The following is a 21,550-nucleotide window of genomic DNA, read 5'->3' on the forward strand; positions in this document are numbered from 1 at the left end:
AAAACAGTACGGTTTGATTACAGGAAAAAATCAGATAGCCGGAACATTTTCGGCAGAAGGACAGCAGACTTTCAGAACCACCGATCCCGCGGCGGATAAGGAGAATCCGCAGGAGTTTTTTGAGGCAACCCCGGCGGAGACAGACCGGGCGGTGAACCTTGCTTCGGAAGCTTTCCGCATCTATAAAAAAACGAGTGGAACAGACCGGGCGGCATTCCTGGAAGCGATAGCTGCACGGCTGGAAGCTTCCGAAGAGGACATCATCAGTTGTTATATCCGCGAATCGGCGCTTCCGGAAGGCCGTGCCAGGGGCGAATTTGCCCGTACTACCGGGCAGCTTCGGGCCTTTGCGGTGATGTTGCGCGAAGGCTCGTGGGTCGAGGCCATTATCAGCAACCCGGAAGGCAAACCCGATATCCGGAGGGTACAATGCCCGGTGGGGCCGGTAGCCGTGTTCGGGGCCAGTAATTTTCCGCTGGCTTTTTCCACGGCCGGTGGAGATACGGCCAGTGCCCTGGCTGCAGGGTGCCCGGTTGTTGTCAAGGCACATCCCATGCACGCTGCTACGGGCGAACTTGTAGCCCTCGCCATAGCCGATGCGGCCCGGGAAACCGGAATGCCGGAAGGCGTATTTTCCCACCTGAACGGCAAAAGCCTTGAAACGGGGCAACGGCTGGTAAAACACCCAAAGGTAAAAGCGGTAGGTTTTACAGGGAGTATTAGTGGTGGAACCGCCCTGTACCGCCTGGCGTGCAACCGGGAAGAGCCCATACCCGTCTATGCGGAAATGGGAAGTGTCAATCCCGTTGTGGTCCTGCCGTCTGCCCTGGAAGACAAGAAAGACTTCTGGGCAGCACAATACGCGGGCTCCATTACTGCGGGTACTGGGCAGTTCTGTACCAACCCGGGGCTCCTGCTGGGCATAGCCGGCAGGGAACTGGACAGTTTTACCGAAGCCCTCGGCAAGGCTATAGGACAGAAGGCAGCTTCGTGTATGCTCCACCCGGATATCAAGGCACAGTACCTTAAAAAGAGGGATGAGGTGTTATCGCAGCCGGGGTACTCGGTGGTTACGGCTCCGGAGCGTGAAGCGGACGGCAATTTTGCCCTGCCGCATGTGATTGCCGCAGATGCGGAGGTCTTTATGAAAAACGGGGTATACCACCAGGAAGTGTTCGGTCCCTTTTCGGTAGTGGTAAAATGCAGGGACAAGGCACAGCTTACGGAAGTACTGCAACACCTGGAAGGACAACTGACAGGTACGGTACTTGCAGAAAAAGAACAGGAATTACAGGAATATGCTCCGGCCATAGATGCCCTGAAAGAACGGGTGGGGAGGCTTATCCTTAACGGGGTCCCCACCGGGGTGGAAGTTTGTGCCGCCATGATGCACGGCGGCCCCTTTCCGGCTTCTACAGACAGCAAGTTTACTTCGGTAGGGCTTACCGCGGTACAGCGGTGGGTACGTCCCGTAGCGTACCAGGACTGGCCCGATGCCCTGCTTCCGGATGCCCTCAGAAACAGTAATCCCTTAAATATTTTCAGGAATTTAAACGGTGTAATTACCAAAAACGCTGTATAGCCTATGGCGAGAAAAACCTTTTTTTGTGTGGATGCCCATACCTGCGGCAACCCTGTAAGAGTTGTTGCCGGGGGAGTTCCCTTCCTGCGGGGAGCCACCATGAGCGAAAAACGCCGGCATTTCATGGAGGAATACGACTGGATCCGCAGGGGGCTCATGTTTGAGCCCCGCGGGCACGATATGATGAGCGGCAGTATGTTGTTTGCCCCGTCCGATCCGCAGAACGATGCGGGCATACTTTTTATAGAGACCAGCGGCTGCCTCCCCATGTGTGGTCACGGTACCATAGGTACGGTAACCGTGATGATCGAAGAGGGACTGGTGACCCCCAGGGTCCCGGGAGAACTCCGGCTGGAAACCCCTGCCGGACTGGTAAGGGTCACATACCGCCGGGAAGGTAAAAGGGTAAGCTCGGTAAAACTCACGAATATCAAGTCGTATCTCGCTGCGACCGGTATTGAAGTACAGTGTCCGGAACTCGGGCCGCTGAAAGTGGATGTGGCCTACGGGGGAAATTTTTATGCCATAGTCGATGTACAGCCAGGTTTCAGGGGACTGGAACACTACCAGGCAGGGGATCTTATTTCCTGGAGCCGCGTGCTCCGGAGCCGTATCGGGGGACAATATGATTTTGTACATCCCGAGGATCCGTCCATCAGCGGCCTGAGCCATATTTTGTGGACGGGTACCGTACTGGACCCGGGAAGTACGGCCCGGAATGCCGTGTTTTACGGCGACAAGGCCATAGACCGTTCTCCCTGCGGTACGGGCACCTCGGCGCGTATGGCGCAGTGGTACGCCAGGGGAAAACTGAAAAAGGGAGACGACTTTGTTCACGAAAGTATTATCGGAAGTGTCTTTACCGGGAGGATAGAAGAAGAAACCGAGCTGGACGGAAAGAAGGCCATAGTGCCCAGTATCGAAGGCTGGGCCCGGGTTACGGGGTATAACACCATTATCATAGATGACGACGACCCCTATGCCCACGGTTTCCAGGTGTTGTGATCATATACTTAAATTTATTCATTTGAAACACACAATAATCATAGGCGGGGGGATCAGCGGGTTGTGTACGGCATACTATCTCGTAGAAGCCGGGCACCGGGTTACCGTAATAGACCGCGGGGATATTTCCGGCGGGGCCTCTTTTATCAATGCCGGGTACCTCACCCCCAGTCATTTTATATCCCTGGCGGCCCCGGGAATGGTTGCCAGGGGGCTTAAATGGATGTTCGACAGCCGTAGCCCGTTGTACATCAGGCCGAGATGGGATATGGATTTTTTGCGCTGGGGACTGCTGTTCAGCAGGTCGGCCACCGCGAAAAAAGTGGAAGCTTCCATTCCCGTATTAAAAGCGCTTAACCTGAGAAGCCGTGAGCTGTATGAAGAACTGTACACCACGTCCGGTTTCGATTTTCAATACCACCGCGACGGAGTGCTCATGGTATATGCTACCGAAAAAGAAGGAAAAGAAGAGCTGAAGCTTGCCGAAAGGGCAGTACGGGAAGGGCTGGAAGTTAATAGCCTGGATGCGGGAGCACTCAAGGCACTGCAGCCTGTGTTCTCCGATAAGGCCCTTGGGGCCGTACACTACCTGTGCGACCGGCATATTACACCGAATGAGTTTATGGGAACCCTCCGGAAATGGCTGGAAGATAAGGGGGTAAGTTTTGTCCTGGGCCAGGAGGTAAAGGCCATAAGGGCCTCGGGTAACAGGATTACTGCAGTCCATACCACATCAGGCGGTTATACGGCGGAAAATGTGGTCCTGGCCGCAGGTAGCTGGACTTTTGAGCTGGCCCGGAAACTCCGCCTCTATATACCGGTGCAGGGAGGTAAGGGGTACAGTATGGACGTACGCCGTCCCACGGGGATCTCCATACCGGCCATTCTTGCCGAAGCCAGGGTGGCGGTTACCCCCATGAACGGTTTTACCCGCTTTGCCGGAAGTATGGAATTTTCCGGAAATAACGATATTATCAGGAAGGAAAGGGTACAGGCCATTGCCGATGCTGTCACACACTATTATAATGACATCGAAATATCGGAAGGGGAGAAATCACTTGCGACTTCCGGATTGCGCCCGGTATCCCCCGACGGGCTGCCCTATATCGGAAAGAGCAGGATCTATTCCAACCTGGTCGTAGCTACGGGGCACGCCATGATGGGGTTCAGTATGGGGCCCGTAACCGGGAAGCTGGTTGCCCAGGTGATCAACGGGGAGAAGACCGATATAGACCTGAAGCCATTGCGGCCCGAGCGGTTTCGTGGTTATTGAAGTATTGGGTTATTGGTTTTTTGGAGGGATGCCTGAATACTATCGTTGGTTTGCAAACGACGAAATGGTCGGGAGTCGGAAGTTGTCATCCAGACCGGAGGGAAGGATCTCTACCCACGAGCAAGGGAGCTTCAACAGCATAAAGGAAGCACCGGAGATTCCTCCTACGTCGGAATGACAGACTACGAACTAAGAACTAAGAACTAAGAACTAAGAACTGATTCCCCCAACAACAATCTTAAAATAACGTATTTTCCCTATTAATACTGTTAATACGGATAATAAAGTACAGGTATAGGGTAACATTTGCCAACAATGTTGCAGTAATTATTAATAGGTTTATACCTTATTATACTGGTATGAGAGACGCATTATTAAAAAGTGTTTTATTTACATTTGTATTAAGCATATTCCAGGGGTACTCACAGGGTACGCCTGACGAATACCGGAGTGCCATAGCTGCCGATACGCTGTTTGCAAACAAGGTATACCGCGCTCCTTCGAAATTCTTCTGGCAGGGCGACAGCCTGTGCTGGTACAAAAACACCATCGGAAAGGGAGTGGAATATATTGTGGTGAACCCCGAAAAGGGAACCAGGGAGCCGGCGTTTGACCATCAGAAACTGGCGGTTTCCCTGGGAAGTGTCCTGGGAAAGGAAGTGGATGCCAGGAACGTCGGTATAGACGATTTGCATTTCCGGGAAAACGGTTTTTCCTTTAAAACGGACAGCCTTGAAATATTTTGCAGCTCCGGAAATTACGAACTGGAAATTGTGAAGCGCCCCGGTAACAAACAGCGGAAAAGGGGCTACTGGGGCGGTCGTTTTGATGAGACCGCAAACAAGCCGGTACAGTCTCCCGATAGCCTGTATGTGGCATTTATCAAAGATCACAACCTGTATGTAAAGGAACGGGCTTCCGGTAAGGAAACCCGGCTGAGTTACGACGGGGCTCCCGGAAACTACTATTCGACCTATATGCAATGGTCGCCTGATGGCAGGTATATCATGGCCTATAAAGTACGCCCGGGCAGTGATCGCAAGATCCGTTTTGTACGTTCCAGTCCCAGGGACCGCTTGCAACCCGTACTGGAATCCCGGGATTACCTGAAACCCGGTGATGAACTGCCGTTCAGGAGCCCGCAGCTGTTTCACATCTCCACGGGAAAACATGTCGGGATCTCTACAGACCTGTTCCGCAGCCAGTACAGCCTTTCCGCATTCAGATGGAGAGACGACAGCAGTGCTTTTACCTTCGAATACAACCAGCGCGGGCACCAGGTATACCGGGTGCTGTCGGCAGATGCCGAAAGCGGGGAGGTAAGTGTTATTGTCGGGGAAACCAGTCCCACTTTTATAGATTACAGCGGTAAGAAATACCGTTACGATACCTCAGACGGTAAAGAACTTATCTGGGCTTCCGAAAGAGACGGCTATAACCACCTGTATCTCTACGATGCCCGGTCGGGGAAGGTAAAGAACCGGATCACCCGGGGAGAGTGGCCGGTACGGGATGTCGTAAAGGTGGATGAAAAAAACAGGTATATTTATTTTACGGCCAGCGGTGTCGACAAAGGGCAGGACCCGTATCTGCTGCACTATTTCCGCATCGGTTTTGACGGTTCCGGACTGTTGCGGTACACCCGGGAAAACGGTAACCACGAGGTGTTTTTTTCCGAAAACCACAAATATTATATCGACCGGTATTCCCGTGTAGATGCCCCCCAGGTTACCGAGCTGAAACAAGCGGCAGGACAAAAGAAAATACTCACCCTGGAAAAAGCCGATATTACAGACCTGCTGGCTACCGGGTGGAAAATGCCGGAAGTATTTCACAGCAAGGGAAGGGACGGGAAAACCGATATCTGGGGTATTGTAGTACGTCCCACAAACTTTGATCCGGAAAAAAAATATCCCGTTATAGAATACATATATGCGGGGCCTCACAATTCCTTTGTTCCCAAAAGTTTCAGGTCGTTCTATTCGGGGATGAGCAGCCTTGCGGAACTCGGGTTTGTCGTGGTCCAGATAGATGGTATGGGTACTTCGAACCGTTCCAAGGCCTTTCACGATGTGTGCTGGAAAAACCTGAAAGACGCGGGTTTTCCCGACCGCATGTTATGGATCAAAGCTCTGGCCCGGAAATATGCTTATATCGATGCAGACCGGGTCGGGATCCACGGCACTTCCGCCGGCGGGCAGAATGCCGGGGCAGCCGTGGTGTTTCACTCTGACTTTTATAAGGCGGCCGTAGCTTCCTGCGGATGCCATGACAACCGTATGGACAAGATATGGTGGAACGAACAGTGGATGGGGTATCCCGTAGGGCCGCATTACGCCGCCTGCTCCAATGTGGAAAATGCCGCCGGAATGAACGGTAAATTGCTGCTTATTGTCGGGGAAGTGGACGACAATGTCGATCCGGCCACCACCATGCAGTTTGCCGATGCCCTGATCCGGGAAGACAAGGATTTCGAACTGGTAGTCATTCCCGGAATGGGCCACTCGTCAGGAGGGGATTACGGAGAGCGCAAGCGGCGCGATTTCTTTGTAAAAAGCCTGATGGACAAAGACCCCCCGGTCTGGGACGAAGTGTACCGGTAACGTTCCGTACAAACCGGCAACCAGCAATTTGGAAAAAACACATAAAAGAACCTATAAAAAATGATCTTACAGAAAATTACAGGAACACTGCTTACCGGATTTTGCCTGGCCGTAGTATGGACGGGGCAGGTGTGGGCACAGGGCGACCAGATACTGGACGGGATCGGGGAGACGGGACTGATAGCCCGTTATGTATTTGACGGTGATGCCAGGGACTGGTCGCGGAATAACCTGCATGCCGGTATTCACGGGTCTGACGTGAAATTCATCAAGGACAGCCGCTTTGGAGAGGTGCTATCCCTTTCCGGCAGCGATGATGCCTTTATCACCCTTCCGGGAGAAGCCCTCGGCGGGATCGAATCGCTGAGTGTAACCGGGTGGATATACCTCCGTTCCGATCGGAAAGGACAGTGTTTTTTTGAGTTCGGGACCGGTAGCGGCACGTATCTTTCCCTGGCGCCTGCAGGTATGGGTAACGTTCCGGAATGTGTCGCTGCGATAACAGAAAACGGAAAACCCGCCGTCCGGACCGTTGCCCCGGTACCGGCCCGGAATAAATGGGTGCATGTGGCAGTGGTGATGGATGTTCCTTCCGGGTCGATGCGTTTGTATCTCGACGGGAAAAAGGCGGACGAAACAGGTAATATGGCATTTGTACCGGATGAGTACGATACCCTGTTTATAGGAAAGGGCAGGAATGCGGGAGATCCCGGGCTGGATGCTGCGGTACACGATTTTCGTCTTTACCGTGTCCCCCTGCAGGACAGGCAGGTAGCCCGTATTTATTTCAATGCACTGAAAAATGTGCGCCAGGACCTGGTAAAGATGGGGAAAGCAGAAGACGACCTGCAAAAGTTTGATGCCGGGACACCACAGTTGTATAACCGTTACCTCGTGGAGGTGGCCGGTATTGAGGCGGAAACCCGGACAGGGCATTTGCCGCGGCTGCCCCGGTATGTTCCCGGAACTTATGAAAAAGGGATGAGTGGCCCTGATGTACGGGTGATATGGCCGGCCCCCGCAGATAACAGCGATGTGCTGCAACCGGGGCAGTATACGGTTACCGGCAGGGTGCCGGGCACCGGTTTCCGGCCCGGGGCCGTGGTCACGGTAAAAGCCGGTAACCTGCCGGAACCGCCGGAGATCGGGCTGCAACCTTTTGCGCTGGACCAGGTAAGCCTGGACCCCGATACACAGGGAAACAGCACCCGGTTCATCGAAAACAGGGACAAGTTTATCCGTACCCTGGCAGAAACCGATCCGGATTCCTTCCTCTATATGTTCCGCAATGCCTTCGGACAGGAGCAGCCCGAAGGGGCCAAACCGCTGGGGGTGTGGGACAGCCAGGAAACCAAACTCAGGGGGCACGCCACGGGGCATTATCTCACGGCCATTGCCCAGGCCTATGCGGGTACCGGTCATGACCCGGCGCTGCGCGAGAAATTCAGGCAGAAGATGGACTATATGGTAGAGGAGCTGTATGCCCTGGCCCGGTTGTCGGGAAGTCCCGGAAGGGAAGGGCAGGATTATGTGTCCGATCCTACGGCAGTACCTCCCGGCCCCGGAAAGGAAGATTACGATTCCGATCTCAGTGAAAGCGGTATACGTACCGATTACCGGAACTGGGGAAAAGGGTATATCAGTGCCTATCCCCCGGACCAGTTTATCATGCTGGAAAAGGGGGCGACTTATGGCGGGCAGGCCAGCCAGGTGTGGGCGCCCTATTACACCCTCCACAAGATCCTGGCAGGGCTTATGGATATCTATGAAGTGAGCGGTAATAAAAAAGCCCTTGATATTGCTTCCGGAATGAGCGATTGGGTCTATGCCCGGCTCAGCCGCCTGGAAGAAGAGACCCTGATCAAAATGTGGAACACTTATATCGCGGGAGAGTTCGGGGGGATGAACGAAGCGATGGCACGCCTGTACCGGCTTACCGGGGAAGAGCGTTATCTCAGGGCAGCACGGCTTTTTGATAATATCGATATGTTTTTCGGCGATGCCGGACATTCGCACGGACTGGCCGGAAATGTGGATACTTTCCGGGGGCTGCATGCCAATCAGCACATCCCCCAGATCGTCGGGGCCCTCGAGATCTACCGGGATTCCGATATGGCGGAGTACTATCGCGTGGCCGATAATTTCTGGAACAAGGCCACCGGCGATTATATGTATAGCATAGGCGGGGTAGCTGGGGCCCGGAACCCGGCCAATGCCGAGTGTTTTATCAGTGAGCCCGCTACCCTGTATGAAAACGGTTTCTCCGCCGGCGGGCAGAACGAGACCTGTGCCACTTACAATATGCTGAAACTGTCCAGGAACCTCTTCCTGTTCGACCAACGTGCGGAACTGATGGATTATTACGAACGCGGACTCTATAACCATATTCTGGCCTCTGTGGCCGAAGACAGTCCGGCCAATACCTATCACGTACCGCTGAGGCCCGGATCGGTCAAGCATTTCGGAAATCCGCATATGACCGGTTTTACCTGCTGTAACGGCACTGCCATAGAAAGCAGTACCAAACTGCAGAATTCCATTTATTTTAAAAGCAGGGACAACAGTGCCCTGTACGTAAATCTCTATATCCCGTCTACGCTGAAGTGGAACGACCGCAATATCACGGTTGAACAGGCCACCGGTTTCCCCCGGGAAGATCATACCCTGCTTACCATAAGGGGAGAAGGGAAATTCGACCTGAAGGTGCGCGTACCGCAATGGGCCACCAAAGGTTTTTTTGTAAAGATCAACGGCCGGGAGGAAAAGGTTGAGGCCGTACCGGGAAGCTACCTCACCATAAGCCGCAACTGGAAGGACGGCGATACCGTGGCCCTGCAAATGCCTTTTGCCTTTCGCCTGGAACCGGTGATGGACCAGCAAAATATTGCCAGCCTTTTCTATGGCCCGGTATTGCTGGCGGCACAGGAAAAGGAACCCCGGAAAGAGTGGCGAAAGGTGAGCCTGGATGCCGGTGACATCGGGAAATCGATAGAAGGGAACCCGGCTGCGTTGGAATTTACCATAGACGGCATACTTTTCAAGCCCTTCTATGACACTTACGGGCGCCATTCGGTATACCTGAATGTCGGCCTGGAGTAGGGGAAGCCCGAAGTACAAAGTAGAGCATCCCCTCCGTGAATCTCTGAGGTGCTCTGTGCTTCTTTGTGGAATAACCGGTAAGGAGAGTTATGAGTTGAGAGTTATGAGTTCTGTCCAAACCTGTAACCTGCAACAAACAGTTTAATATAAATCAATTTCGAATGAAACTACTAAATACCCTTATATTCCTCGTATCGGTCTGTGGTATCGCACAGGCCGGGGAGCTTACTGATGTGGTCAGTACCTACCAGGCCGATAAGCAATCGCTTCGAAGTACCTATACCATCAGGGAATCCGAAGAGTACTACCGGCGGTTCGGTACTTTTTACACCGGCTGGGAGAAAAAGCTGGGCCAACTGGATTTCAATACTCTTGACCAGGAAGGAAAGGCTGATTATATCATGTTGTCCAATCTTATCGCCAGGGAACACTATCAATTACAACAACAGTATAAGGCCTTTAAGGAAGTTGCCCATGTAACCGGATTTGCAGGGGATATCTACGCCTTCGTCAAAGAACGCCGCCGCGGGGCTAAGCCCGACGCACCGGAACTTGCCAGGGCCTTTACACAGGTCTCCGAAAAGATCCGGGAACAAATGGAAGTGCTGAAGGGGCAGCCCTTTGCCGACTGGGTACAGGCGGATAAGGCTGCGGCAGTGGTGACCTCACTGAGCAAGCCCTTGAAGGAGGCTTACGCATTCTATTACGGTTACGACCCCGATTTTACATGGTGGATGGAAGGGCCCTATAAAAAACTTGCTGCTGCACTGGGAGAATACCGGGAGTTCCTCTTTACCAATTACTCCGACCAGAGTACTAAGGACGATGGCAGCGGTATTATCGGTAAACCGGCAGGAAGGGACGGACTGATGAAGGAACTGGAATTCGAATTTATTCCTTACACCCCCGAAGCACTTATAGCTGCTGCCCGAAAGCAGTTCGACTGGTGCAAGGAAGAAATGATACGGGCCTCTCGGGAACTGGGATATGGCGACGACTGGAAAGCGGCCCTGGAGCATGTCAAGGAAACGTATGTGCCTGCCGGGGAACAGCCGGAAGCCATTTATGAGCTGTACAGGCAATCTGTGGATTTTATCCGGAAACGCGACCTGATCACCCTGCCCGAACTCGCCGAAGAGACCTGGGGAATGATCATGATGACCCCCGAAAGGCAAAAGGTTAACCCTTTTTTTACAGGGGGGTGGGAAATAAGTATTTCGTATCCTACTACCGGAATGTCGCAGGAAGACAAGCTGATGAGCATGCGCGGGAACAATCCTAATTTTTCCAGGGCTACCGTACAGCACGAATTACTGCCCGGCCATAACCTTCAGTTTTTTATGAATGCCCGTCACAAGACCTATCGCAGGGCGTTCGATACGCCTTTCTGGATGGAGGGATGGGCCCTGTACTGGGAGATTATTTTGTGGAACAAGGGATTTCCCCAAACTCCGGAACAGAAAATGGGAATGTTGTTCTGGCGTATCCACCGCTGTGCCCGTATTATCTTTTCACTCAAATACCATCTGGGCGAAATGACCCCGCAGGAATGTATAGACATGCTCGTAGACGAGGTGGGCCATGAGTACGCCAATGCCGAAGCAGAAGTAAGACGATCCTTTGCCACTACTTATACGCCGCCCCTTTACCAGGTAGCCTATATGATAGGCGGATTGCAGTTTTATGCCCTGCGTAACGAACTGCTGGAAAAGGGATGGACCGAAAAACAGTTTCACGACAGGGTGATGAAGGAAAATTTCATGCCCGTTGAGATCCTCAGGGCAGTACTCACCGAACAGCCGTTAAAACAGAATTTTAAAACCCGGTGGAAGTTCTCGACAGAGTTTGAGTAAACGGGAAGCCTGGAAAATGCCTGCATTGACCATTAAGGAAAATTTTTATGAGAAGACAATATTTGTTGTACATAGTACTGCTTCATTTCTCCGGAATGAATATTGCCGGGGCCCAGGAATACTGGAAGAGCATGGAGCGCAGACCTGCTACTCTGGGAGTGGAAAAGGGATATGTGGAAACGGGGACCTCAACATTCCGCCTGAGACTTTTAAAAACTTCGCAAACCGTTACAGGCCTGTCACCGGCGGGAGAAGAAAGCTTCGACTTTACCCCGGGAGAAAGGCTAGACATCAGGGACAAAGACAGTGCCTACCACCTGGGGGATATTAACTTTTCACTTAAAATGCCGCAGGGCCGGTGGCAGCATTATGCCACGGCCTGGAAAAGAAAACCGGTAAAATCCCTCCCTGCAGAAGGCCCTGTCCTTGCCGCAGCCGATCTCACCCCCGCACTTCCTGCAGGGGTCCCGCTGCGTATTAAACGATATTACGAAGACAGGGACGGCGACCTGGTACTGCGGTTTGTCATAACCAATACTTCCGGCAAATCGGTAGAGATGGGAGCCTTTGGTGTTCCCCTGGTCTTCAATAACATCCTGGAAGGAAAATCGCTGGATAAGGCACATGCCGACAATGTATTTTCTGATCCCTATATCGGTATGGATGCGGGCTACCTGGAGGTAAAGCGACTCAGCGGAAAGGGGAGTGCACTGTTGGTGCTTCCCGAAAAGAACATGCCTTTTGAAGCTTACCGCCCGCTGCCGGATGATCCCACCCCGAGAAGCATCGTATTCGAAGGGTTCCACGAATGGATGGCGCTGAGCAGGGCCTATGCCGATACCGAATGGCAAGGTGCGGAGCAGTGGAATACGCCCCGGAGTATGACATTGCAGCCCGGAAAAGACTACGAGTTTGCACTTCGCCTGGTGCTGGCCGAAGATCTCAGGGCCGCAGAACAAACACTGGAAAACTACGGAAAACCCGTAGCCATAGGGATTCCGGGATATGTGTTGCCGGAGGATGTGGAAGGAAAATTATACCTGAGATCAGCGGTACCGGTAAAGCAGCTGGAGACGGAACCGGAGGGTAAGCTGACCGTTAGGAAAAAAGGGACCGTAAACGGGTATACCGAATACCGGGTAAAGGGAAAAACCTGGGGCCGCTCACGGTTGCGAATTACCTATGAAGACGGAAGCGTACAAACCGTAAATTATAAGGTTATTGCCCCGGAAAAAGAGGTTGTCGCTGCTTTGGGCCACTTCCTGACCACGGAACAATGGCTGGACGATCCCGGCGACCCGTTCGGGCGAAGCCCTTCCGTAATCTCTTATGACTACGAGACCCGTTCCAGAGTAACCCAGGACAGCAGGGCGTGGATAGCGGGCCTCAGTGACGAGGGCGGGGCCGGGAGCTGGCTGGCGGCTGTGATGAAACAACTGGTGCAACCCGATAAAAAGGAAATGGAAAAGCTCAGCCGTTTTGTACACCAGACGCTGTGGGGCAGAATCCAGTATAACGAAGGGAGCCGTAAATACGGGGTCAGGAAAAGTGTGTTTTTTTACGAACCTGACAGCATGCCTTCCGGAACTTACAGCGATACCATCAATTATAAGACCTGGGCGGCCTGGGATAAAAAACATGCCGCCGATCCCGGCAGGTCATATAACTACCCGCATGTAACCGCAGCCTGGTGGGTGATGTACCGCCTGGCCCGTTATCACCAGGGGCTGGTAGAGGAAAAACCGTGGAAATGGTACCTGGAACAGGCTTACCGTACCTCGCTGGCCATGACCTCCCTGGCCCCGCATTACGCGCAGTTCGGACAGATGGAAGGCACTGTTTTCCTGCTGGTTTTAAAGGACCTGCAACGCGAAGGGATGGACAAAGAAGCCCGCGAACTCGAAAAAGAGATGAAAAAAAGGGCAGAGCACTGGGCTTCCCTGAACTATCCTTTCGGCAGTGAAATGCCCTGGGATTCTACCGGGCAGGAGGAAGTGTTCATGTGGTCGGACTATTTCGGTTTCGACCGGAAAGCCGATGTTACCCTTAGCGCCATCCTGGCCTATATGCCTGTAATGCCTCATTGGGCTTACAACGGCAATGCCCGGAGGTACTGGGATTTTCTCTACGGGGGGAAGCTCTCCCGTATCGAGCGGCAGATACACCATTACGGTTCGGCCCTCAATGCCATTCCCGTATTGCAGGCCTATCGCAATACCCCGGACAATTTCCGTCTGCTCAGGATAGGGTACGGTGGTGTTATGGGCGGGATCGCCAATATTACCCGTGATGGTTTCGGGCCCGCAGCCTTTCATTCCTTTCCTTCGACCCTGGACATAGACTACCTGTCCGGGGACTACGGTTCCGGTTTTTTCGGGTATGCGGTGAATTCGGCGACCTTTATTGCTAAAACCGATGATCTCGGATGGCTGGCCTTCGGCGGAAATTTAAAGCAGAAGGGGAAAAAGATCGAGGTGAGCCTGACCACGGCAGCCAGGAACCGTATATTCCTCGCCCCGGAAAAACTGGCCGTAAGCCTTGATGCGGGGACCGTAAACAAGGTGGACTGGGATACGGGAAAACGGGTGCTTACCCTGCACCTCGATCCGGCCGGTGAATATACCTCTTATGCGTATCTCCGGATAGACCGGGAGGTGGAACTCCCTTACGAAATGGTAAACGGGGCCTATCGTATTCCGTTATCTGGAAGAGTACAGGAGGTAAGGGTCGTATTGTAGTGAGCCGGGCCCGTAAAAGCCGGTATAAAAACGGAAGATTATTATTGTGGGTAGTGGCTTACCCTTATCTTTGTATGGAATAGGGAACACGTATATATTATCCCCGTTCCGGGAAAAAATACGGTGCCCGTGACAACAGGAAAATAAAGATCATCTATATGTTTTCAGAAGAAACCTATACCGCAAGGCGACAGGCATTAAAAGAAGAAGCCGGAAAGGGCATATTGCTGTTTCCCGGAAACGGGGAAAGCGGCATGAACTACAGGGATAACTGGTATCCATTCCGGCAGGACAGTTGCTTTTTGTACTATACCGGGATCAATAATATTCCCGACCTGTTTTTTGTTATTGATGTCGACAACAATACCGAAATACTTTTTGGCGATGATGCCACCCCGGAAGAGATCGTATGGACCGGGACTGTGCCTCCCTTATCCGAACTGGCAGCGAAATCGGGGATTACCCGGGTAAGGCCGCTCCGTGAACTGGAGGGCTATCTTGGCAAACACCGGCAGTCGGGCAATGTGCTGCATTTTCTTCCGCCGTACCGCCCGGCAGTGACCATTCTCCTTGCCGGGCTGCTCGGTATCCCGGTGACACAGGTGGCGGAAAACAGCTCGTCGGCTTTGACCAGGGCGGTGGTAAGACAACGATCGGTAAAGACTGCGGAAGAACTGGAGGAGATCCGGAAGGCCGTAAACATTACCGCCGCCATGCATACGCATGCCATTCGCAATGCGCGTGCCGGAAGGAGCGAAAAGGAGATCGCAGGCGAATTACAGGCCATAGCCATAGGAGGAGGGGGCAATATCTCTTTTCCCATTATCCTTACCCGTAACGGGCAGTACCTGCACAATCACGCTTCCGAAGCCTTATTGCGGGAAGGCGACCTGGTACTTTGCGATTGCGGGGCCGAAACGGCCATGAATTATGCGGGAGATATGACCCGGACCTTTCCGGCAGGAAAGACGTATACCTCCCTGCAAAAAGATGTTTACAATATTGTTCTCGATGCCCATAACACGGCGGTAGAAGCCCTGAAGCCGGGGGTATTGTTCCGGGATGTCCACCTGCTGGCCTGCAGCCGGCTTACCGAAGGGCTCAAAGCACTCGGGCTGATGAAAGGGGATACGGAAGAGGCTGTCGCCGCAGGGGCCCATGCGCTGTTTTTTCAATGCGGCCTGGGGCATATGATGGGGATGGACGTTCACGATATGGAAAACCTGGGCGAAGCCTATGTAGGCTATACCGATACGCTGAAAAAGAGTACGCAGTTCGGACTGAAGTCGCTGCGTCTGGGCAGGGCCCTGGAACCTGGTTTCGTACTTACCGTAGAACCCGGTCTCTATTTTAATCCCTTCCTGATGGATGCCTGGAAGGCGGAAAAGAGACATGCCGGGTTTATAAATTATGATGCTGTAGACCAATTCCGCCATTTCGGGGGAATACGTATAGAGGAGGATTTTGTGATCACATCTTCAGGGAAAGCGCTTCTGGGGGATCCCCTGGCCAAGACCCCGGAAGATATTGAGACCCTTATTGCGGGATAATTCCGGGAAAGCAGCTTTTTACATGGATGTACTGACATTTTATATTCTGGCCATTGTATTTATCGCTACCCTGGTCCGTTCCACCTTTGGGTTCGGCGAGTCCCTGATAGCAGTTCCCCTGCTCGTTTTTCTGGTCCCTGTTGAAATTGCAGTGCCCCTTTCGGTACTGATATCCATACTGATCGCGGCGGTTATCGTCGTACAGGACCGGAAAAAAATACATTTTCACAGTGCAAAATGGCTGCTTGTCTTTGCGGTTATGGGAATTCCGGCAGGGCTCTTACTGCTTGTTTACGGCAATGAAAACCTGATAAAGTCTGTTCTGGGTATCATTCTTATACTCTATTCACTTTATTCCCTGTTTTCAAAAAGCAGCTTCAAATTGAAAAAGGACAATATCTTCTGGCTTTTTATCTGTGGTTTTTTTTCAGGGGTATTTGGCGGGGCTTATGGCGTTAACGGTCCGCCGCTCGTTATATACGGCGATATGAGGAACTGGACGGCCGGGCACCTGAGGGCTACCTTACAGGCCTATTTTCTGCCGGCGAGCATTATCGGGATGTCCGGGTACTGGTACAAAGGACTTTGGGATGCGGCGGTGACCCATTATTTCCTGGTCTCCGTTCCGGTCATTGTCCCTGCCATTCTTCTCGGAAGGTATTTTAATCACCGGCTCAGGGACGGGGCCTTTTTAAACTATGTGTATATGGGGCTTGCAGGTATCGGAATAGTGCTGTTGGCCCAGGTGCTTATCTCCTGAAGGAGGTTCGGAAGACATTACCGCAGAACTGGTCATCCACGAAGGGTTTGTTCCGTATGAATAATGTGTCAATGTGATAATGTGCCGATGTGATAATGTGCCAATGTGATAATTGGCGGATTAGCTGATGTGATAACGGGGGTGTGTTTCGGGTTTGCATGATATCGTTACCAGCTCCATAAACCCGTTAAGATACTAAAAAATATCGGGATGGCCCCTGATTTTGGTAATGAGAATTGTGTGGTGTGATTACTTACTTTGCCTGAAAGTATAACGGAAAAACGTGAATATTATGGCAAAGTTAGTGAACAAGGTAGCTGTGATCACCGGGGGGTCCGGTGCTATCGGCGCTGCTACGGCAAGATTGTTTTTGAACGAGGGGGCCAGGGTAGTCCTCGTGGATATCGATGGGGAGGCTCTTGAACGGGTAGCTTCGGAGCTGGATAGTCCCGATGTGAGTTATGTGACGGCCGACGTCTCGAAGGCGGCCGATGTGCAGGAATATGTGGAGCATACGGTAAAGACCTTCGGAAAGATCGATGTCTTTTTTAACAATGCGGGAATTGAAGGAGTGGTAAAACCCGTTACCGAATATCCTGAAGAAGCGTTCGACAAGCTGATCAGTATTAATGTAAAAGGGGTATGGCTGGGACTGAAGTACGTACTGCCGGAAATGAATGACGGGGGAAGTATCATCAATACCTCGTCGGTGGCCGGGCTGGCCGGATTTGAGTCCATGAGCGCCTATGTGGCCAGCAAACACGCGGTGATCGGGATTACCCGTACTGTTGCATTGGAAACCGCGGGACGCGGTATTCGTGTAAATACCGTTCACCCTTCACCGGTAGATAACCGGATGATGCGTTCGCTGGAAGACGGATATGCCCCGGGAGAGGGAGCAACAGTGAAAAAGGGCTTTGAGGCATCTATCCCGATGAAGCGGTATGCCACCAACGACGATATCGCAAAAGGTGTTTTATTCCTGGCTTCTGATGACAGCAAATTTATCACGGGAAGCAAACTCGTGGTAGACGGCGGAATGACCATGCATTAAGTATGTGATTAATCTTCAGGTATTGGGGCCGAAACGTACCTGGTTCTTATGCGATACGTATCAGCTTTTCAGTATCTTTTGTTTCTGCTCAAGGAATTCCTCTTCGGTAATAATCCCGGCATCGAGGAGTTCCTTGAGATCGAACAGCGCTTTTTTCTTTTCCGTCATATCTGTGGAGGAGACGGGGGAAGATGTGGTTGCTGGCGTTCTTGCTGTGACTTCTTCCACGGTACCGGCCGCAGCCCCGAAGTCTATCAGTAATGCGGTGATCTCGTTAAACCCTTTTATATTGGCATAATCGACAGGTTTCTGTTCCATTACATTTACCACCCCTGTTGTGGCTCCGTGTGTGAGGAGAAATCTGACCACATCCTTTTTGCCATACGCCGCACCGTAATGCAGGGCGGTATTGCCGGAGGCATCCTGTTTGTCTATATCGGCACCCTTGTCGAGCAGCAGTTTTACGAGGGACAGGTATCCGAACCTGGTAGCGGTATGTAACAGGGTTTCCCCGGCATAGTGCGGTTCGAATCCCAGGATAAAGGTCTGTGTTCCGGTATTGGAGATAAGCCTGCTGATATAATGCCCGTCCTTTCCGTCCCAGGCATCGGTGCTTCGGGCATAATCGGGAGAAAGGCCCTTTTGCAAAAAGATGTTTACCAGTTCTTTCTGATTGGCGCTTACGGCATACCATACGGGAGAGATCCCTTCTTTGGATTCCGAGAAAATATTGGCGCCCTGTGCTATCAGTTTTTCTGCAATAATGCGGTTGCCGGACCGTGTAGCCAGCAGTAACGGACTTTCGTTGAGGTCATTGAGCAGGTTTACCGAAGCCCCGTGGTCCAGCAGCATATTCACTATGGGAACAGCGTTATTCCCGATGGCCAGCCCCAGGGCCGTATTTCCCGATGTATCGGTAAAATCTGCATCGGCACTGTTTTCCAGGAGTATCCTGACCAGTGGGGGGAACCCGTGTCGTACCGCGATAAGCAGGGGAGGGATACCGTCCTTGTTCAATGCGTTGACATCCAGTCCGGATTCAATGAGTTTCAGTGCGATATCCTGCTGCCCGGTATGGGCAACGATATGCAGGAGGCTGTTGCCTTTAAAATCGTTGATCCCGGTTTTGGCACCGGCTTCCAGGAGCTGTAACGCGGTCTGTTTCTGCTTGCCGAGCACGGCAAAAAAAAGGGGAGTTTCGCCGTTGTGGTCTTCATAATCGATCGTGGCCCCGGCTGCAATGAGTTGTCCCGAAATACCGGTATACCCCTGGTAAGCAGCATAATGAAGGGCAGTGCGTCCCTTTTCGTCGGTATATTTTACATCTACCTGATCTTTTTCCAGCAGTATTTCGGCAATTTTCCTTTTCCCGCCCTCGCAGGCGATTAAAAATGACTGAGACATGGCGGTATGTTTATCTTTCTAATAATACTTGAACTATTTTGGCTTTTAGCTGGTCTTCCATGGCGTAATCTACGGCTTTTTTGTCTTCGTTGTTCTCCGTTTCGGGATCGGCTCCCCCTTTTAACAGCATTTTTACTTTGCGGTAAGTGTCCTTTGCCCTGGATTCTTCATGGTTGCTGGGATAGGCACAGACTTTCATCAGCAAGGTAGTACCGTTATCATCGCGTGCATTGACATCTATATAATCGTGTTCCAGTAAAAAGGCCAGTAATTCAGGCGGTTTTTCGGCAACCCAGTCTATACCGGATTTGGGTCTGTGATAATATTCGGAAGTATCGGTCAGCGATGCCCCGTTATCGAGCAGCAGTTTCAGGATATCCAGGGAAGAAGTGCCGGGTTGTACATATTTCAGAAAGGCATTGAGCATGTTTTCGTTATCGCTGTTCCGGCGGGTAAAATCGGGGGTGCCGTATTCCAGCAATAGTTTGAACATTTCCGCATTCTGAAGGTGTACGGCGGCAATATAAAACACCGTAAGGCCTTTGGTATCTGCCTGGCTGACGTCGGCCCCGGCTTCCAGCAGTTGTCTTGTTACGGGAATATGAGCACATTCCACGGCCTGGAACAATGCGGTCTTATGTGCTGTGGTCCGGGCATTGACATCGACCCCGTTGTCCAGTAAAAGCTGTACGACCTCCCCGGCATCCGGTCGTGGCATACGCAGTTTCTGGCAGCACTGATACAGGTAAGACACACCGTACACGGACTGGTAATTCATGGATATCCCCGTATCTATAACGGCTTTCAGGATGGCGACCGGCGATTTGTTTTCGATGGCATAAGACAACAGGTTATAACCGGCTACTTCTTCGTCGATATCTTCTATCCTGCGGAGAAAAGCATTGAACAGGGGTAAATAGGCCTGCCAGTCTTCTTCCCTGGAGAGGTTGGGTATCAGCATGGTGTGTACCGGGGTACGGGCAAACGACTCATATTCGAACAGGTCGGGTTCTGCGATATCGTTCTCGATACAGAATTCCAGTGTTTTCCAGTACCTGTTCTGTACGATAGTCTGGAACAGCCGGTCCAGCTGCTCTGCAGGAATTTTTCCGTCGGGTTCCTTCAGATATTCCAGGAGCGCATGCTCGTCCCTGGAAAATAATATCCGGAAAAATGCATCTCTGTCAAAAGAAGCCATATATTTTAATGTTTTTATACGATGGTAAAATTACACCGGAATGGCATACGGGCCTATACCCAGAATCCGTTAAAATTACAGCTTGCCCAACGTTAAACCCGGTGAAGAGCCTGTGAAGACTTACCCGTTTTGAAGGCTTTCCTGTTTGCCAACTACAACTACCGGATAACGGGAATCTTCCTCAGATCCCTTTCGGAGGGTTATAAGAGTACTTCTCCGCCCTGGTGCCTGATACAAAAGTGGCATGACCTGTTCGATTGGATTCCTTTCAGCTGCGGATGAAGGGAGAATTAAACCGGACACCGGAAATATTTTCAAAGGAGTGCTATATATGTACAGGAAGTATTATTTTTAGAAACTGTTTTGATTTTGTTTTTGGAATATTTTATAGTGTATTTTTTTACCAGACGAGGGTATTTGGAGCCACATAGCCGTAGCTACGTGGGGAACAAATAGCCGAAGTATGGTAGAAAAAGACGCATAAAAGAACCGAAGGATAAAATTTAAACAGTTTCTTAATATCCGAAAAGAGAGAAAATATGGCTTCAGGTATTTTTGCTGTTCTGGATGATATTGCTGCACTGATGGACGACATTGCAGTGACGAGCAAGGTGGCCACCCGGAAAACGGCAGCGATACTGGGAGACGACCTGGCGGTAAATGCCGAAAAGGCTACGGGTTTTTTATCGTCGAGGGAATTGCCGGTAATATGGGCCATTACGAAAGGGTCTTTTGTAAACAAACTGATCATTATCCCTATAGTCCTGGTGCTCAACATTTTTTTCCCCGCAGCCATCAGGGTCGTGCTGGTTATCGGGGGCTGCTACCTGGCGTATGAAGGCATGGAAAAAATAGTGGAATTTCTTTTTCACCGTAAAAAAGAAGCGCACGAGGTGGTCGAAGAAAAAGATAAAACGGATGCCACGGCGGAGCGTACCAAAATAAAATCGGCCATAGTTACCGATTTTATCCTGTCTATAGAGATTGTCATCATTGCACTGAGTACCGTGCTGGACAAGAGTATTACCGTACAGGCCGTAACCGTAACGGTAGTGGCCTTTCTGGCTACCGTTGGAGTATATGGTATTGTAGCGCTTATAGTGCGTATGGACGATGCGGGATATAAACTGATCAGGTTTTCCCGCGACCGCGGTTTTTTGTCGTGGCTGGGACGCATACTGGTGCGGTCGCTCCCTGTGGTGATCCGCCTGCTGGGTATTATAGGTACCATAGCACTGATCCTGGTTTCGGGAGGGATTTTTGTACACAATATCGATGCCCTGCATCACTTGTTGCCCGATCTTCCCTTTGTAGTCCGGGAATTCGTAACCGGACTGGCGGCCGGGATAGTGATGGTGGTATTGATTACAGGGATCAAAAAGGTCGTTGCCTTTGTTAAGAGAGGTTAAAAAACGAAATGTTTCCCGTCCG

General features: G+C 51.7%; 13 protein-coding genes. 11 read left to right on the forward strand and 2 right to left on the reverse strand.

The genetic code is table 11. From position 1 onward, the window contains the following. Window positions 1-13 precede the first annotated feature (13 nt). The 10 genes from DN748_RS17725 (at window position 14) to DN748_RS17770 (ending at window position 17,517) form a co-directional block, all read left to right on the forward strand. Window positions 14-1,582, forward strand: coding sequence for an aldehyde dehydrogenase (NADP(+)) (locus DN748_RS17725; protein WP_112373172.1), 1,569 nt, complete (start codon window positions 14-16; stop codon window positions 1,580-1,582). A gap of 3 nt (window positions 1,583-1,585) precedes the next feature. Further along, window positions 1,586-2,587, forward strand: a complete 1,002-nt coding sequence (locus DN748_RS17730) for a 4-hydroxyproline epimerase (RefSeq protein ID WP_112373173.1) — start codon at window positions 1,586-1,588, stop codon at window positions 2,585-2,587. A gap of 22 nt (window positions 2,588-2,609) precedes the next feature. Then, window positions 2,610-3,860, forward strand: a complete 1,251-nt coding sequence (locus DN748_RS17735) for an NAD(P)/FAD-dependent oxidoreductase (protein ID WP_236636915.1) — start codon at window positions 2,610-2,612, stop codon at window positions 3,858-3,860. Between the two features lie 359 nt (window positions 3,861-4,219). Continuing rightward, window positions 4,220-6,463, forward strand: coding sequence for a S9 family peptidase (locus DN748_RS17740; RefSeq protein ID WP_112373175.1), 2,244 nt, complete (start codon window positions 4,220-4,222; stop codon window positions 6,461-6,463). Between the two features lie 60 nt (window positions 6,464-6,523). Beyond that, a complete protein-coding gene (locus DN748_RS17745; RefSeq protein ID WP_112373176.1) occupies window positions 6,524-9,562 on the forward strand; it encodes a beta-L-arabinofuranosidase domain-containing protein in 3,039 nt (1,012 codons plus the stop codon). A gap of 161 nt (window positions 9,563-9,723) precedes the next feature. Continuing rightward, window positions 9,724-11,415, forward strand: coding sequence for a DUF885 family protein (locus DN748_RS17750; RefSeq protein ID WP_112373177.1), 1,692 nt, complete (start codon window positions 9,724-9,726; stop codon window positions 11,413-11,415). Window positions 11,416-11,462: 47 nt separating this feature from the next. After that, on the forward strand, window positions 11,463-14,153 hold the full coding sequence (locus DN748_RS17755; RefSeq protein WP_112373178.1) for a DUF5695 domain-containing protein: 2,691 nt from the start codon (window positions 11,463-11,465) through the stop codon (window positions 14,151-14,153). Between the two features lie 158 nt (window positions 14,154-14,311). Continuing rightward, complete coding sequence (locus DN748_RS17760) at window positions 14,312-15,703, forward strand: aminopeptidase P family protein (RefSeq protein WP_112373179.1); 1,392 nt, start codon at window positions 14,312-14,314, stop codon at window positions 15,701-15,703. 22 nt (window positions 15,704-15,725) lie between these two features. Continuing rightward, entirely contained in the window at window positions 15,726-16,463 is a 738-nt protein-coding gene (locus tag DN748_RS17765) for a sulfite exporter TauE/SafE family protein (RefSeq protein ID WP_112373193.1), read from the forward strand. Window positions 16,464-16,755: 292 nt separating this feature from the next. Continuing rightward, window positions 16,756-17,517, forward strand: a complete 762-nt coding sequence (locus DN748_RS17770) for an SDR family NAD(P)-dependent oxidoreductase (protein WP_112373180.1) — start codon at window positions 16,756-16,758, stop codon at window positions 17,515-17,517. A gap of 60 nt (window positions 17,518-17,577) precedes the next feature. Here DN748_RS17770 and DN748_RS17775 read toward each other — a convergent pair whose 3' ends face one another. Next, on the reverse strand, window positions 17,578-18,921 hold the full coding sequence (locus DN748_RS17775; protein ID WP_112373181.1) for an ankyrin repeat domain-containing protein: 1,344 nt from the start codon (window positions 18,919-18,921) through the stop codon (window positions 17,578-17,580). Window positions 18,922-18,931: 10 nt separating this feature from the next. Then, window positions 18,932-20,119 carry an ankyrin repeat domain-containing protein gene (locus DN748_RS17780; protein ID WP_112373182.1) on the reverse strand — a complete coding sequence of 396 codons (1,188 nt, stop codon included), beginning with the start codon at window positions 20,117-20,119 and terminating at the stop codon, window positions 18,932-18,934. 539 nt (window positions 20,120-20,658) lie between these two features. On the opposite strand from DN748_RS17780, the gene DN748_RS17785 reads away from it, so the two are divergent. Next, complete coding sequence (locus DN748_RS17785; RefSeq protein ID WP_112373183.1) at window positions 20,659-21,528, forward strand: DUF808 family protein; 870 nt, start codon at window positions 20,659-20,661, stop codon at window positions 21,526-21,528. Window positions 21,529-21,550 lie beyond the last annotated feature (22 nt).

It is taken from the genome of Sinomicrobium soli, from assembly GCF_003285545.1.
Classification (GTDB): Bacteria; Bacteroidota; Bacteroidia; order Flavobacteriales; family Flavobacteriaceae; genus Sinomicrobium.

Excerpts from the sequence above, each read along its gene's own strand:
- DN748_RS17755 (WP_112373178.1), top strand. The coding sequence starts at position 11,463 with ATGAGAAGACAATATTTGTTGTACATAGTACTGCTTCATTTCTCCGGA.
- DN748_RS17780 (WP_112373182.1), bottom strand. The coding sequence starts at position 20,119 with ATGGCTTCTTTTGACAGAGATGCATTTTTCCGGATATTATTTTCCAGG.
- DN748_RS17785 (WP_112373183.1), top strand. The coding sequence starts at position 20,659 with ATGGCTTCAGGTATTTTTGCTGTTCTGGATGATATTGCTGCACTGATG.
- DN748_RS17740 (WP_112373175.1), top strand. The coding sequence starts at position 4,220 with ATGAGAGACGCATTATTAAAAAGTGTTTTATTTACATTTGTATTAAGC.
- DN748_RS17765 (WP_112373193.1), top strand. The coding sequence starts at position 15,726 with ATGGATGTACTGACATTTTATATTCTGGCCATTGTATTTATCGCTACC.
- DN748_RS17730 (WP_112373173.1), top strand. The coding sequence starts at position 1,586 with ATGGCGAGAAAAACCTTTTTTTGTGTGGATGCCCATACCTGCGGCAAC.
- DN748_RS17745 (WP_112373176.1), top strand. The coding sequence starts at position 6,524 with ATGATCTTACAGAAAATTACAGGAACACTGCTTACCGGATTTTGCCTG.
- DN748_RS17775 (WP_112373181.1), bottom strand. The coding sequence starts at position 18,921 with ATGTCTCAGTCATTTTTAATCGCCTGCGAGGGCGGGAAAAGGAAAATT.
- DN748_RS17770 (WP_112373180.1), top strand. The coding sequence starts at position 16,756 with ATGGCAAAGTTAGTGAACAAGGTAGCTGTGATCACCGGGGGGTCCGGT.
- DN748_RS17750 (WP_112373177.1), top strand. The coding sequence starts at position 9,724 with ATGAAACTACTAAATACCCTTATATTCCTCGTATCGGTCTGTGGTATC.
- DN748_RS17760 (WP_112373179.1), top strand. The coding sequence starts at position 14,312 with ATGTTTTCAGAAGAAACCTATACCGCAAGGCGACAGGCATTAAAAGAA.